Genomic DNA, 13,790 nt, shown 5'->3' on the forward strand with positions numbered 1-13,790 from the left:
GAGGGGATCCACGCGTTCCCATCTCGAACACGACCGTTAAGCCCTCCAGCGTCGATGGTACTTGAACCGAAGGGTTCTGGGAGAGTAGAACGTTGCCAAGCACTGTTCCCTGATAGCTCAGTTGGTAGAGCACTCGACTGTTAATCGAGTTGTCACAGGTTCGAGTCCTGTTCGGGGAGCCATTTTCAAGGCCCGTTGGTCAAGGGGTTAAGACACCTCCCTTTCACGGAGGTAACAGGGGTTCGAATCCCCTACGGGTCATAAGGTTTCACCATACAAAGGTGATTCCGATATCCCATGGAGGCTTAGCTCAGCTGGGAGAGCATCTGCCTTACAAGCAGAGGGTCGGCGGTTCGATCCCGTCAGCCTCCACCATTAATGAAATATCGTAGTTGGTACATATTTCGTTATTAAATGGAGACTCTAACAAGGTCCTAATGACGCGGGGTGGAGCAGCCCGGTAGCTCGTCGGGCTCATAACCCGAAGGCCGCAGGTTCAAATCCTGCCCCCGCAACCAACCTCCTAAAGGTTAAGTTGTTTTATCCAGTGTGGAGCCGTGGTGTAGAGGCCTAACATGCCTGCCTGTCACGCAGGAGACCGCGGGTTCGAATCCCGTCGGCTCCGCCATTTTTACAATTGAATTAGAGCCATTAGCTCAGTTGGTAGAGCACCTGACTTTTAATCAGGGTGTCGTAGGTTCGAGTCCTACATGGCTCACCATGTTTTACTTGCGGTCGTGGCGGAATTGGCAGACGCGCACGGTTCAGGTCCGTGTGGGCTAACCCCCCGTGGAGGTTCGAGTCCTCTCGACCGCATCACACCTAAAACGGAACCCTTCGATTGTTTGAGGGGTTTATTTTTATTTATAGTCGCTGGCTTGTTACGCACTGTTTAATTCTCAAAAGTTATGGCTAACTTCTTCAAATCAATCACAGCATTTAACTTCATAAGAATGTCAAGCCCGAGAAGTCCATTAATGTTTCCTTCGGGATCGATAACTCCAAAATCCAACTTCACCTTGCTGAGACTCACTGACCCAAGATTTACTTCTTCAACTTGTTTGGAGAAAAAATTGTGCAAACTCCCGCCTATGCCATAAAAAGAATGTACATAATCGTCTAGCTCAGCAAAAATACCAATCTCCTCTACAATGTCGGGGGAAATGATTGTTTCTGCGGCTCCGGTATCAACAACAATATTTTCAACTACAATTGATTTCCCTCGAAAGAAAATCTCCATTGAAGTGAACAAGAGCCCATCTCTATACTCGATGTTTGTCATATTGACCCCTGAACCCGAACAATTGCTTGATTTGAATTTCAATTTTTTCTTTTCCGGTATGATATACGAGAACGTCATCCTTTGAGCGAACCAATTCCCTAGTTGCTTCTTTCTCGTCATCAAAAGCTTGGATAACGGCCATATCGTCAACATATCGCACTTGATTTTCAATGTGGGACTTTAAGATTTGGAGTTTTACAAAACGGTCGGGGTACAGTTTTCTGACTTCATTCCAGTTCATCAAGGACACCTCCAGTTAAGAGCTAGTAAACTAATATTACCATTAACGCCGTGGATGTGCCATGTCGACTCGGAACTAACAGAGAGTTTCAATGAAGCAATCAATGGTCGTTTGGTTTCTGATCTGCTTTTTGATGCGGATTAGGAACCTTTTTATTTTGCCTGATGCTCAGGCTTTCGCGAAGAATGAGCGTAAAAGGAATTTTGGATCATTTGAGAAGTTGTCTTAATTCTTCTGTCATTTGCTCCACTAACTCAGGTCTTCCATGAAATTGAGCCGGTGTATTTTGAAAGAGCTCTATACGCCAACTTCCTCCAGTTTTACCGACAACTAAAGTGTGATGTGTGTTAACTTTTGGGTTAATGTCTGTTTGTGCAGGAGGCACCATACCTGCAATGGCTCGTAGTATAGCTGCATTTGAAGTTAGAAATCGCACCTCTTTGACTTTGCTTATAAATCGAGCAGTGGGGTGATCCTGGAAAATTGGATTCAGGTGTGAGTATATCTCATCCGATCCAATCGCCTGACTCCCGTCAAAGCCGATAAGCTCACCATTTTCAGAGAATAATTCAGCCATCCCACGAGCACTTCGATTATTCCACGCAGCTAATAGTTGTTCGTAGAGTGCTTGAATTTCATCTGTATCATCCATTATCCATTCCTCCTGAAAAGGCGTTATTAAGACCACGAGCAGTCGGCTCCTCCAATTATAGCATGTATTATTTTTCATGGGACAATACAATCTTGTTTTCAAATATGTTCCACGAAGCTCCGAGAGCCAAATTTTGGTTTCGTGCCCCTTGGTCATTTTGTCAGACGTCAGCCGGTTCAAAGGTAAAGTTGTCTGGTCGTTTCTATTTTTTGTTTGATGTAATCTACAGCTGCTGCAGGTTCCAAAATCCTCGCTTCCCCTCCCAGTTGCCAGATCAAATCCGCAAAAAAAGATATTTTTTGTACAGGAATTCGAATTTTGATTTTTCCGCCTCTGCCTCCGTCTTCGCGAACCTCAATATAGGGTCCAAACCAAACGCTGGTTTCAAGCAAACGTACGCCTTCCTCCGTAAGCTCGACAATCAAATCGCATTGATCTTTAAAACGTGCCAAATTTGGGGTAATCCAATCAAAGACCGATCTATCGCTCAAATCTTCCCTATAAGGAAACGAATCGTTCAAGCTAGCGAAGACGATGCGATCCGCGCGGAAAAGTCGGTACGTTTGCCGCAGGAAACAGTAAGCCGGACAGTACCAGTATCCTTCGCTCGCATAGAGGCCGATTGGTTGAATTTCTCTTTGCGTCTCTCCATCGTTGGATTTATAGGCGATCGTCACAACGCTGTTGATCATGATCGCTTGCATCAAGATTTGGAGGCAATCCGCGGACATGGTTCGATGAGGGTTCCAGATTACCACTCGATTCCTGAGCCGATCGATTTGTTCCTTCGCGCTGGCAGGCAAATAATGATAAAACTTATGAATCGCCGAAGCCGCACTCTCATCAAAAGGAACCGAACCGAAATACTGTAAAGATTGGCAAGCGAAAAAAACGGCGACTGCCTCGTTCTCCGAAAAGGCAATCGGCGGTAGCATCCTCTCCTGAAGCAGACGATAACCGCCGCCGCGTCCCTGTACCGTATAAATGGGAAAGCCGACTTCGCTCAATTCCTGTAAATCTCGGGTGATCGTGCGCGGAGACAGACCAAACTCGTCGGCGAGTTCTCTAACGGTAAACGATTTTTTAGCGTTGATCACCATCATTAATCGAATTAGGCGCTGTGATTTTATCAAATCGAGATCATTCCTCGCCGCGTATTTTCATCTATTTTACCATGCAAATAAGCCAAGAACTGACTTATTTGCGTGCTATAGTCATTGACGACACTACTTTTGTAGATTAGAAAGGATGAGAGAGGATGAATCAAAATATTTCCCACATCAAAGAACTTCTTTTTCAAGAAATGGAGCTAGCTCTTACCACAACCAATGCATTGCTCTCCATAATCAAAGAGGATCAATGGGAGTATCGCCCCGGCGAGAATATGCGGAGTTTGCTCGAGCTTGCCCGTCATCTTGTCCACGTCCCTGCGCTGGAACTAGCCATCCTGCAGGAGCAATCCAAGGAGGAAGTGAGGAATCTGGCCATATCGGTCATGCATCTAAGAGACGCTGCCTCTTTGTCGGATGTCATGCACCGCGGATTCCATGAGTTAAAAAGCTACATGAATTCCTTGGATGAAAAGGAGCTGCTTTATAAATCAACCGCCCCATTCTTTGCCAAACATCAACCGGCTGTTCAAATAAAATGGTTGATGGAGATCACGACGCATATTTATCATCACCGGGGTCAAATGTTCACCTACATGAAGCAGTTGGGACTTCCGGTATCTATGCTTGACTTGTATGGTCCGGCATCCAATTCATGGACGCTATAGCCGAACCATATCACAGCTTGTACTTGTAACGTCCCAAGACGGTGGATTGGCTTGACCGTTCACAAAGCCTGCAAAATGGCCGGTGGTGTCGCGGGCCGCAAAATCGATACATTTATAAGTCACCCCTCAGGGTGATTTTTTGTTTTTACGATACCCCTGCCGTCACTCCGTGTTCCCATTGCGCTTGGAGTAACGTTTCGTTAATGCAATCTTAAAAATTGTTTTTGTTGAAGCCTGCTATAATTGACTATTAAGACTAAAGGCGGGGAGATAAGTACACTTGAGCTGGGGACATAATATTCGTACGTTTTTTTCCGGTTGGAGGCTGCTGCTGTTTATTTTGATTTCTCTCTTGATCTTGTTTCTCATAGCTTTTCAGGGTTATGTCATCAGCAAGCAATCGACGCGGACGATCGAAGAGCAGTACCACCAAATGATCGTTGAAAATATGGATTCCTTGTCGGTCAACATATCCAGTAATTTAAATTATATGGACGATTTTGCGCGCGCATTATCCAATAATCCGGATTTAATCGGCGCTCTGCAGTCGGACGGCACTCAAATCAAAATAAAGACGGAAGAGCAAATTCGCCTGTTTTCGGAATATTATCATGTCAGGCTTCCTATCAATATTCAAATCCTTACCGATCAGAAAGGGCTGTACGCTTATCCGGCTTTGAACGTCTGGGAGGAGAAGCGGCTCAAAGAAACGGTGTCCACTTTCCCTTGGTATTACCAGCGCATATCGCTCGATAACAATTATCTTCACTGGAACGTGACTGCGGATTTTCATCGCGATGCTTTTGCGAACGCCATGTACGTCAGTAAAAATATCATCCAGAACAACCGCTCCCTGGGCATTCTCGTTATTGAGATGAACGGAGCCTTGATCGAACGCATGTTGAACAGAGCTCAGATCAACGAGCAGAACCCGGTTTTCATTCTTTCCGGGGACGGGCAAAAAATTTTTCAAAATGAAAATTTGGCTCCGGCGCTGTCTCAGGACACCAACTCGTTGAAGAGCATTTACCAGACGGTAAAAACCCGCAACACGGATACGGGCACGCAAAAAATCCGGCTGAACGGAACCGAGTATTATTTGATTTTCAAACAAATTTCCTCCACGCCGTGGACGATGGTTTCGCTAATCCCGCCGCATTTGCTGCAAGCGGACAGCATCAACATTTGGCGGACAACCGCGTTCATGACGGCGCTGTCGATTTTGTTGATCGTCACCTTCTTTTGCATTCTGTACACGAAAGTGACGCTGCCCATCGGGCAATTATCGAAAATCGTGAGAAACGCGGGAAATGCGGGGAACGGCTTGACTCCCGCCCCTTATGCGTACAAAGGATTTAAAGAGATCGAGACGTTAAACCGCGGAATTTTTCTTTTTTTCGAGCAAATCCATGAACAATTTCAAACGATTAAGCGCGGAGAAAGCGAGAAAAGAAGACTGGAACTGCATTCGCTGCAGGAGCAAATGCGTCCTCATTTTTGGCATAATTCTTTGAACGCTTTGCGGTTTTTGGCTGTTTTGGACGGCAGCCATACGATGGCGGAAGCGATTTTGTCGTTGACCCGGATGCTGGACTATACGTTGAAAAATACGGATGTGCTCTACAGCACGCTGGAAGAGGAAAAAGATTATACGATGAGCTACGTTCGTTTTCAGGAAATCCGGCTGATGCGGCAAATCCATGTCGAGCTTGAATTGGACGAGCCTTCGCGGCAAGCGACGATCCCGAAATTTTCACTGCAGCTCATACTGGAGAATGCGATTACTCACGGGTTTGCCGATCCTTTCGACAAAGAACCGCACGTGCTGGTGCAGGCCCGCGTTCGGGATGGGACGCTGGCTATTGTCATACGGGACAACGGCATCGGAATGGAGCAGGCGACTGTCAACCGGCTATTTCAGTCCGATTGGAAACAACGCCCGAGCCGGCAATCTTCCGGGATTAGCCTCATTAATTTGCAGCAGCGGTTCCGCCTGGAATACGGAGAAGCTTCCGGCATCGCAATCGATTCGCGGATCGGCGAATATACGCAAGTAACGATCACCCTTCCCTATAGAACGGCGGATCATGAGAAAGCGGGGGAATCTTGATGAAAGTGATGATAGTTGAAGACGAAATTTTGGTCAGGCTTGGCTTAAGAAAGGCGATTCCCTGGTCTACGCTCGGCATGGACCTCGTCTGCGAAGCCAAGGACGGCATCGAAGCGTACGAAATGTTCAAGCAGCACCTTCCCGACATCGTGCTTGTCGACATCGAGATGCCGAAGATGGACGGGCTGAAGTTTATCCGCTTTGCCAAAACGCATGGAGCGGGAACTCAATTCATCGTGCTGACATGCCATCACAATATGAAATATACGCGGGAAGCCATTCAACTGCAGGTGACCGACTTTTTATTGAAATCGACGCTGGATATGAAAGAGCTGTGCGACATTTTGCAAAATCTTTCCGTTGAACGGACAAAACGGAACGAGGAGCTGCGGGCGGATGCGATTCAAACAGCGGCCTTGCCGGTCAAAGCTTTTTTGCAAAGCTGGCTGAACGGGGCCGTGACGAGCGCGGATCAAATCCGCCATCAACTGCCGGAATCGGCTCCAGCGCTGAAGGCGGGGCAATTTCAGGCCTGCGTCATCCAATTGAACGCCAAATCGCAAACCGACGCCAAACTTATGAAGCTGGAGCAGCTTGTCTTGCGGCAGTTCGGGGAGTCGATTATCGGCGGCGTGAAAGAGGGGCAAAGGCAGAGATGGCATTTCATCGGCTCCGGCTTTCCCGCCGCATCGGACATTGCGCACTGGATGCGGAACGTCAGCGAACAGGAGGACATCCATTTTTCAATCGGTTTGAGCGCAGTATTCCTCCATCCCCACGAATGGCAAGCGCATGACCGCAAAGCCGGCGAGCTGCTGCAGCTGCAGTACTATGACACGGACGAGCGTATTTACGACGAAGCGATCGTTTGGAGCGAAATGATGTCCGAGCAAGTGCAGGAAATAAAAAAAGAGATCTACGAGTGCATCGGCACGCTGCAATTTGCCGCAGCCAAGCAAAAAATTGCCGATTTGAAAGCCGAACTGATCCGTTCCCCCCGCCTGAACCCCAACATTGTCAAAAATACGTTTACGGAGTTTTTGTTCCGAATTTGGTCCGCCTGCGAAGAGCTTGTTCAGGAACAACCGATCCCCAACCATCAGTTGGTCGATCAACTGTACGCTACGCAAAAGCTGGAGCAAACGGCCGCGATTTTTATCGAAGACATGGAGCGGGCCGAACGCCTGCTTTCGCTGACCAATTCCATTTACGACAAAACCAAAATCATCGTTCTGATCAAACAATATATTAAAAATCATTTGCATCAAGAAATATCCCAGCAGGAAATTGCCGACACCTTTCACTTGAACAGTTCTTATTTGAGCAGGCTGTTCCGGGAAGTGAACGGTATGAGCTTTACCGAATTCGTGCTGTACGAAAAAACAGAGCTGGCCATCATGATGATGAAAAACGGCAAAAGCTTGACCGAAATTTCCGAGAAACTCGGTTATTTGAACTTGAGCTCTTTTACCCGCATGTTCAAAAAGGTACGCGGAGCTTCCCCGTCCCGTTATTTGCAGCCATGACCGCGAACCTTGATAACTAAACATGATAAATGGCATAACCCGTTATTTACAAACATTTTATGGAATATTTACATTCCCGCGATTTGGGGATAAAAAGATAAATAATCGGTCAGATCCTGTAATGTCCGGTCGGCATCGCTTTTTCTATAATAGTCCTAGCAAGCCTACAAAGAACAGCGGATAAACAGGAGGAGAGAAATCGCATGGTAACACGGAAAAAATGGATGGCACTGCTGCTCGTCGCATGCATCGGTCTGACTGCGGCTTGCAGCAGCAACAAGGGAGCCGGCGAGACGACCGGTCCCGCTTCAACGCAAAACGCCGACGCTGCGGGCAGCGGCACACAGAAAAATGTGAAGCTGGTATTTTGGAACACATCCTACCCGACAATTGACGAGAACGACAAAACGAAGAAAAAAGAAGATTTCTATATTTACAAAGCGATCAAACGGTATGAAGCGGCGCATCCGGGCATTACGATCGATATTCAGGATATTCCGGACGGCACGAACGCGATGACCAAGTTCCAAACGGCGGGCATCGCCAAAAACGGCCCCGATATTACGAACCTGTGGTCGGGCAATTATACGCTTGATTTGAAGCAATATTTGCAGCCGCTCAATTCGTTCCTGAAAAAAGAGGACATCGACGCCTTGACCGGATGGAACTCGGTTACCGAAAATTTCGCCGACCAAGGCACGATCTACGGCGTTCCTGACGGCAGCGACGGCACAATCGGCATCTTGTACAACAAAAAGCTGTTCGCGGACGCCGGCGTCGATCCGGAAAAAGCGAACCCCAAAAACGCCAAAGAGTTTACGGCCATGCTGCAAAAAATGAAAGACAAGGGCGTTACCCCGATCGGTATGGGCGACGACGGCGATTTCGTATACTTCCTCGACTACTGGTTCGCGCAAATGGTCGGAACGTCCGGCATCAACGACATCGTGAACGGGAAAATGAAATTCAACAACCCTACGCTGCTTAGTGTAGTCGATCAATACGTTCAGCTTTACAAAAGCGGTTATGTCACGACCGATCAGGCGAAAACCCAGTTTTATAACAACAAGGTGGCGCTCATCTTCGGCGGATTCAGCTACATCAAGGAAGCGCGCGAGGCGCTCGGCGACAACCTGGGCATGATCAAAATTCCCGATTACAGCGAAACCGCGCTTGTGCATAACGGCGGGGTAGGGGGCAGCGGAGCCGACTTCGTCGTATCCAAATCGTCCGAGCACCCGGAAGAAGCGATGAAATTTATTTTGTTCCTGCTGAGCGAGGAAGAACAAGCTGCCCGCTTCAAGGACGGGTACGGCAAGCTGCTCAACGTGAAGAAGAGCGATGTCAGCAAAATTACCGACGATCCGCTGGTTATTCAGCAGCAAAAATGGGCGAACGAGACGAGCACGATTTTTTGGCCGGACAACATTTATCCATCCGAATTGTCGTCATACATCAGCTCTTTGAACACACTGGTCATTAAGCAGCAGCTTGCTCCCCAAGATTTCCTGACCAAACTGGATCAGAAGCGGGACGAGCTATTGGCCCAAAAATAAACAGGCTTCATTTATAAAGAGAGGCTTCCTGCGATGCATTATCGTACCAAAGAAACGTTATCCGGCTACTTATCGCTTCTGCCCGCATTTGTCGGGCTGGCCGTTATTGTTTTTTATCCAATGGTCAATACATGGTTTCACAGCTTTACCAAGTGGGATGGAAACACGTCCTACTTGATCGGACTCAACAATTACAAGTTTATTTTTACGAACGGCCAATTATGGACGCTTCTGCGCAACAATGTTATTTTCCTGCTGTCGGTTCCGGGAATACTGCTGCTTTCGCTGATCGTATCCGTGCTTTTGTTCGAGGAAGTGCCGGGGTGGCGTTTTTTCAGATCGGTCTTTTACATCCCGACCATTCTGTCGGCGGTTGTAGTCGGCTTGCTGATGCGGACGATGTTTGCCCAGTCCGGCGTTGTCAATCAATTCATCCGCGCCCTCGGGCTTCCCGGTGGAGATATGGACTGGCTCTCGTACGTGCCTACGGCATTCATGGTGCTTATCTTCTGCTTTTACTGGCAAACGCTTGGGCAAGGAACGCTCATTTTTTTATCCGGTCTATCGTCCGTTTCGCACGAAATATTCGAATCGGCCAGCATGGACGGCGCGAACTGGTTTCAGCGGCTGTTCCATATCATCATTCCGTCCCTCGTGCCGACGATCGTTTATTTCACGGTAACCAACGTCATTTATTGTTTTATCGGCTTGTTCTCGCTCGTATTTTCCGTTACCCGGGGAGGGCCGGGGCTGGAAACGACGCCAATCGACTACATGATCTATATCAAAGCGTTTCAGTCGCCGGACCAGCTCGGTTATGCGAGCGCATTGTCCATCGTCTTGTTCGTCATCGTATTGATCGTCTCGTGGGGACAAATCAAATTGTCCGACCGCTTTCAGGAATAAAGGAGCTTGCGGCATGTCCAGAAAAAGATCGCTACTTGCAAATATGGTCATTTATTTCATCCTGGCCGCGATCGCCATCGTCGATTTGTATCCGATTTTGTTTATGGGAATGAGCAGCGTGCGGACCGCCGTCGATTTTTTCAAAAATCCCGGCGGCATTCCCGATCAATGGCATATGCTGAACTACGCCGCCTTGTATTTGCGCTTCGATGTGGTACGCCTGTTCGGCAATACGCTGTTCTGCGTCGCCGCGGCTTTCGTGCTATCGATGCTTATTGCGATTCCCGCATCCTACGCGTTCGCCAAAATACGGTTCAGGCACCGGTCCGCGCTGTACATGCTCATCATCGCCACGATGACGATCCCGAGCATCACGTTTATCGTTCCGAATTTTTTGCTGATGTCGCGCCTGGGGCTCGTGGACAATCTGTGGTCGGTCATTCTCATGTGGTCGATCACGAGCGTACCGTCCAACATTTTTTTGCTGACTTCGCTGATGCGCGGCATCCCGAACGAAATTTTGGAGGCGGCCCAAATAGACGGAACCGGCTATTTTCAAACGCTTCTGCGCATGATCGTGCCGTTGTCGGGCTCCGGCATTATTACGCTGGCGATCTTTAATGCGACCGGCTGGTGGAACGATTTGTTCACGCCGTTAATCTTTTTGCAATCCGATAAACTGAAGACGATGACGGTTGCGGTGGCGACGATTTTGAAGCGGTTCGACACCGATTACCCGCTGCTTTTGGCAGGCTTGTTCATGACCTCGCTGCCGCCACTTATCATTTACGTTGCGCTGCAGGGGTATATTCGAAAAGGTCTCGTCGTCGGCTCCGTCAAGTAATATAATATGCATAAGCAACTGGAGGTAACGATTCATGACGCATCAACCGCTGCGCTTGGCTATTGTCGGCGGAAATCGGGGAGGCCGTTTCCGGCAAACGCTTGCAGCGCTGGCCGGACACATCCAACTCGCCGCCATTTGCGATATCAATGAGGGTGTTTTACAGCAATGGAAACAGGATTACCCGTGGATTGAATTGTGCCGGGACTACGGGCAGCTGCTGCAAAATCCGGGCATCGACGCCGTATTTTTGGCAAGCCCGATGCCCTTGCACGCCCGCCAATCCATCGAGGCGCTGCAAGCGGGAAAGCATGTGCTCAGCGAAGTCATCGCCGCCCTCACGCTGGAAGAGGCTTGGGAGCTTGTCGAAACCGTGGAGCGGACAGGGCTTGTGTACATGATGGCCGAAAACTATTGCTATACGCGCTCGAATTTGGCCGTTCATTATATGGCGGAGCAAGGGATGTTCGGGGAAATCACCTATATGGAGGGCGGATACATACACGATTTGCGGCCGATCTGTTTAAGTCCGGACGGTTCGCTGACGTGGCGCGGCCAGCTTCATCACTCCTATAACGGGATGAATTACCCGACGCATTCGATCGGACCGCTAGCGCAATGGATCGCCTTGAACAAACAAGACAGCGATGAATTGGCGTACATGTCAACTTTCGTATCCAATTCACGGGCTTTGCGCCATCACTTTCACGAGCAGTTGGGCGCCGGCCATCCCGCCGCGCAAGAAGACTACTGGAAGCAGGGAGACTCGGCGGTAACGACGATACGAACCCGCGGCGGCGTGCTCATCACGCTGCGCGTCGATTGGACGTCCGCGCGTCCGCACAACAAGAAGCATTACGTGCTGCAGGGGACGGAGGGCGCTTACCTGTCGGCCCGCCATGAGCAGGAGGACGATCTGATCTGGTTCAAGGGGCGGTCCCCGCGGATGGAACTAAAAGATTGGCAGCGGCACGATGACGAGCGGGAGGAAATGTGGGAGCCGCTCCGGCGCTACCAGCCGCAGTACGACCATCCGCTCTGGAGGCGGTGGGAGGAACATGCGCTTGCGTCCGGTCACGAAGGAGGCGATTTTTTCGTGCTAGAGGAGTTCGCTTCGGCGGTTCGCGGCAAACGCCCGCCGGCGATTGACGTATACGACGCGGCCCTATGGAGCAGCATTTTTCCGCTTTCGATGGAATCCGCCGCGAAGGGCGGACAGCCTGTAACGTTTCCGGATTTCAGGAAAAATCGGAAAGCGCATCGGGGGGATGGGCAATGACGGCTGAAAGACAGCTCCCCCAGTTGGTCATGCGCAGAGAAAGCTTAACCGGGCTGCCGCACCCGGAGCTGCCGCCAGGCTTCAGCCTGCGTCACTTTGTGCCGGGCGACGAGGGAAGCTGGGAAAGCGTCGTCCGCCTTTCTTTTGGATGGGACAGGGATTTTCGGGACGAAATCGGGAATCGCCCTTACTTTCGGGAGGAACGCGTGCTGTTCCTTTTTTGCGGGGATACCCCGGTAGCGACGGCGACCGCCTGGTTTGAACCGGAATGGGGCGACGATTGCGGATATTTGCATATGGTGGGCGTGCATCCGGACTACGCCGGCAAGGGGCTCGGGTATGCCGTGAGCCTTGCGGCGCTGTGGCAAATGAAAGAGGACGGCAGGCAAAAAGCCGTCCTGGAAACCGACGATTTTCGCCTACCGGCCATAAAAACGTACGTAAAACTGCAGTTCCATCCCGTTTACCGGCATGACAATCATCCGGACAGGTGGAGGGATGTATCCCGGCAGTTGAATATTGAACTGGAGCAAAGGAGCGAACCACATGAATGACGACAATGCGCCGGATTTGGGGCTGCGCGTGCAAGCGGGCACCCGGCCGGGGAGTGCGATGCCGAATGAAGACGCCTTGGTGATCAATGATCGCCGCCATATTTATGGCGTCATTGACGGCGTCTCCGCCCTGGCAAGCGGCTCTGGCTCTGGCTCTGGCTCCGGCGTCTCCGGCTCCGCCGGCCCGGGCTTGGGCCACAGCGGCGGCTATATAGCCGCGCAGCTGCTCGCTGCCGAGCTGCACGCGGAGGAGCGGAGCGGCAGCCTGAAGGATGCCGTGCTCCGGGCGAATGCCGAGCTGCGGCAGCGGATGCAGGCGGCCGGCATCGATCCGGACTGCAAGCCGGCGTGCTGGGGGGCTGTATTTGCCGTGATGCAAGTGGACGGCAAACGGGTTGAATTTATCCAAAGCGGCGATTGCATGCTTTTCGCGCGGTATAAGGACGGAAGCGTCCGCGTGCTGACGAGAAATCACGTCGCCGCACTCGACCTGCTGACGCTGAACAAGAAGCGGGAGCTGCAGCAAGACGGGGCGATGACGCAGGAAGAGATTCATGCTCTGCTGCTGCCTTTGTCCGAGAGCAACCGCAGCAAAGCGAACACGCTTGACGGTTACTCCGTCATGAACGGCGATCCCGCCCTTGAATATGCGATGGAATACGGCTGCATTTCCAGAGCGGGCATCGTTAAGCTGTATGCCGTAACGGACGGATTGTTCCATTTTATCGAAAACTCCGACGATCCGCATAAATGGGAGCGGTTCCTTTCCCGGCTGGACGAACAAGGAATCGAACGCTTTATGGATGAGCTTGTTTGCATGGAAGAGCTCGACTCCTTATGCGAGCAGTATCCCCGCCACAAAAAATCGGACGATAAAACAGCCGTTATTGTGGAATTCTCTTGAAACACTTGTAAAAAACCGCATCGGGGCGCAGTGTGCTCCGGGTGCGGTTTTTTTGACCACAAAAGAATGTTTAAAGTTCTTTACAGTGCGCGTAGAACAGCATTCTTATTGGCGAATAAACCTACCTCTGAACGCGTTCGCTCATCTTCGAAAGACTTC

The 13,790-nt window shown here is 50.1% G+C and carries 13 protein-coding genes, 7 tRNA genes and 1 rRNA gene; 17 read left to right on the forward strand and 4 right to left on the reverse strand.

All coding sequences use genetic code 11. The features are described from left to right. The 8 genes from rrf to AC0LWT_RS36790 all read left to right on the forward strand — a co-directional run. Positions 1 to 101 (forward strand): 5S ribosomal RNA (gene rrf, locus AC0LWT_RS36755); the annotation flags it as partial. Positions 102 to 106: 5 nt separating this feature from the next. Beyond that, positions 107 to 182: transfer RNA gene (locus AC0LWT_RS36760), tRNA-Asn, on the forward strand. A 7-nt stretch (positions 183 to 189) separates the two neighbouring features. Beyond that, positions 190 to 261: transfer RNA gene (locus AC0LWT_RS36765), tRNA-Glu, on the forward strand. A 38-nt stretch (positions 262 to 299) separates the two neighbouring features. Next, positions 300 to 375: transfer RNA gene (locus tag AC0LWT_RS36770), tRNA-Val, on the forward strand. Positions 376 to 441: 66 nt separating this feature from the next. Then, positions 442 to 518: transfer RNA gene (locus AC0LWT_RS36775), tRNA-Met, on the forward strand. A gap of 33 nt (positions 519 to 551) precedes the next feature. Further along, positions 552 to 628 (forward strand) — tRNA-Asp (locus tag AC0LWT_RS36780). A gap of 17 nt (positions 629 to 645) precedes the next feature. Further along, positions 646 to 721, forward strand: a tRNA-Lys gene (locus AC0LWT_RS36785). A 10-nt stretch (positions 722 to 731) separates the two neighbouring features. Continuing rightward, a tRNA-Leu gene (locus tag AC0LWT_RS36790) sits at positions 732 to 816 on the forward strand. Positions 817 to 892: 76 nt separating this feature from the next. Here the strand turns inward: AC0LWT_RS36790 and AC0LWT_RS36795 are convergent. The 4 genes from AC0LWT_RS36795 to AC0LWT_RS36810 form a co-directional block, all read right to left on the reverse strand. After that, a complete protein-coding gene (locus AC0LWT_RS36795; protein ID WP_474686775.1) occupies positions 893 to 1,282 on the reverse strand; it encodes a retroviral-like aspartic protease family protein in 390 nt (129 codons plus the stop codon). Next, positions 1,263 to 1,523: a hypothetical protein gene (locus AC0LWT_RS36800; protein WP_474686776.1), complete on the reverse strand. Its 261-nt coding sequence runs from the start codon at positions 1,521 to 1,523 to the stop codon at positions 1,263 to 1,265. The genes AC0LWT_RS36795 and AC0LWT_RS36800 overlap by 20 nt, the downstream gene beginning before the upstream one ends. A 208-nt stretch (positions 1,524 to 1,731) precedes the next feature. Further along, positions 1,732 to 2,175: an SgcJ/EcaC family oxidoreductase gene (locus AC0LWT_RS36805; RefSeq protein WP_474686777.1), complete on the reverse strand. Its 444-nt coding sequence runs from the start codon at positions 2,173 to 2,175 to the stop codon at positions 1,732 to 1,734. A 176-nt stretch (positions 2,176 to 2,351) separates the two neighbouring features. Then, on the reverse strand, positions 2,352 to 3,308 hold the full coding sequence (locus tag AC0LWT_RS36810) for a helix-turn-helix transcriptional regulator (protein WP_474686778.1): 957 nt from the start codon (positions 3,306 to 3,308) through the stop codon (positions 2,352 to 2,354). Positions 3,309 to 3,433: 125 nt separating this feature from the next. Here AC0LWT_RS36810 and AC0LWT_RS36815 point away from each other — a divergent pair, with 125 nt between their 5' ends. The 9 genes from AC0LWT_RS36815 to AC0LWT_RS36855 all read left to right on the forward strand — a co-directional run bounded on the left by AC0LWT_RS36815 (position 3,434) and on the right by AC0LWT_RS36855 (position 13,631). Beyond that, a complete protein-coding gene (locus tag AC0LWT_RS36815; protein WP_474686779.1) occupies positions 3,434 to 3,952 on the forward strand; it encodes a DinB family protein in 519 nt (172 codons plus the stop codon). A 280-nt stretch (positions 3,953 to 4,232) separates the two neighbouring features. After that, positions 4,233 to 6,062 (forward strand): sensor histidine kinase, encoded by a 1,830-nt coding sequence (locus tag AC0LWT_RS36820; protein WP_474686780.1) that lies wholly within the window; start codon positions 4,233 to 4,235, stop codon positions 6,060 to 6,062. Beyond that, complete coding sequence (locus tag AC0LWT_RS36825) at positions 6,062 to 7,588, forward strand: response regulator transcription factor (RefSeq protein ID WP_474686781.1); 1,527 nt, start codon at positions 6,062 to 6,064, stop codon at positions 7,586 to 7,588. Before AC0LWT_RS36820 ends, AC0LWT_RS36825 begins: the two co-directional genes overlap by 1 nt. 203 nt (positions 7,589 to 7,791) lie before the next feature. Continuing rightward, a complete protein-coding gene (locus AC0LWT_RS36830; protein WP_474686782.1) occupies positions 7,792 to 9,144 on the forward strand; it encodes an ABC transporter substrate-binding protein in 1,353 nt (450 codons plus the stop codon). A 33-nt stretch (positions 9,145 to 9,177) separates the two neighbouring features. Continuing rightward, positions 9,178 to 10,050: a carbohydrate ABC transporter permease gene (locus AC0LWT_RS36835; RefSeq protein WP_474686783.1), complete on the forward strand. Its 873-nt coding sequence runs from the start codon at positions 9,178 to 9,180 to the stop codon at positions 10,048 to 10,050. Positions 10,051 to 10,063: 13 nt separating this feature from the next. Continuing rightward, on the forward strand, positions 10,064 to 10,894 hold the full coding sequence (locus AC0LWT_RS36840) for a carbohydrate ABC transporter permease (protein ID WP_474686784.1): 831 nt from the start codon (positions 10,064 to 10,066) through the stop codon (positions 10,892 to 10,894). A 34-nt stretch (positions 10,895 to 10,928) separates the two neighbouring features. Beyond that, positions 10,929 to 12,173: a Gfo/Idh/MocA family protein gene (locus AC0LWT_RS36845; RefSeq protein WP_474686785.1), complete on the forward strand. Its 1,245-nt coding sequence runs from the start codon at positions 10,929 to 10,931 to the stop codon at positions 12,171 to 12,173. Next, on the forward strand, positions 12,170 to 12,727 hold the full coding sequence (locus tag AC0LWT_RS36850) for a GNAT family N-acetyltransferase (protein WP_474686786.1): 558 nt from the start codon (positions 12,170 to 12,172) through the stop codon (positions 12,725 to 12,727). Before AC0LWT_RS36845 ends, AC0LWT_RS36850 begins: the two co-directional genes overlap by 4 nt. Continuing rightward, positions 12,720 to 13,631: a protein phosphatase 2C domain-containing protein gene (locus AC0LWT_RS36855; protein WP_474686787.1), complete on the forward strand. Its 912-nt coding sequence runs from the start codon at positions 12,720 to 12,722 to the stop codon at positions 13,629 to 13,631. Before AC0LWT_RS36850 ends, AC0LWT_RS36855 begins: the two co-directional genes overlap by 8 nt. Positions 13,632 to 13,790: the final 159 nt, after the last annotated feature.

The sequence above is a fragment of the Paenibacillus sp. sgz302164 genome, from assembly GCF_056120505.1.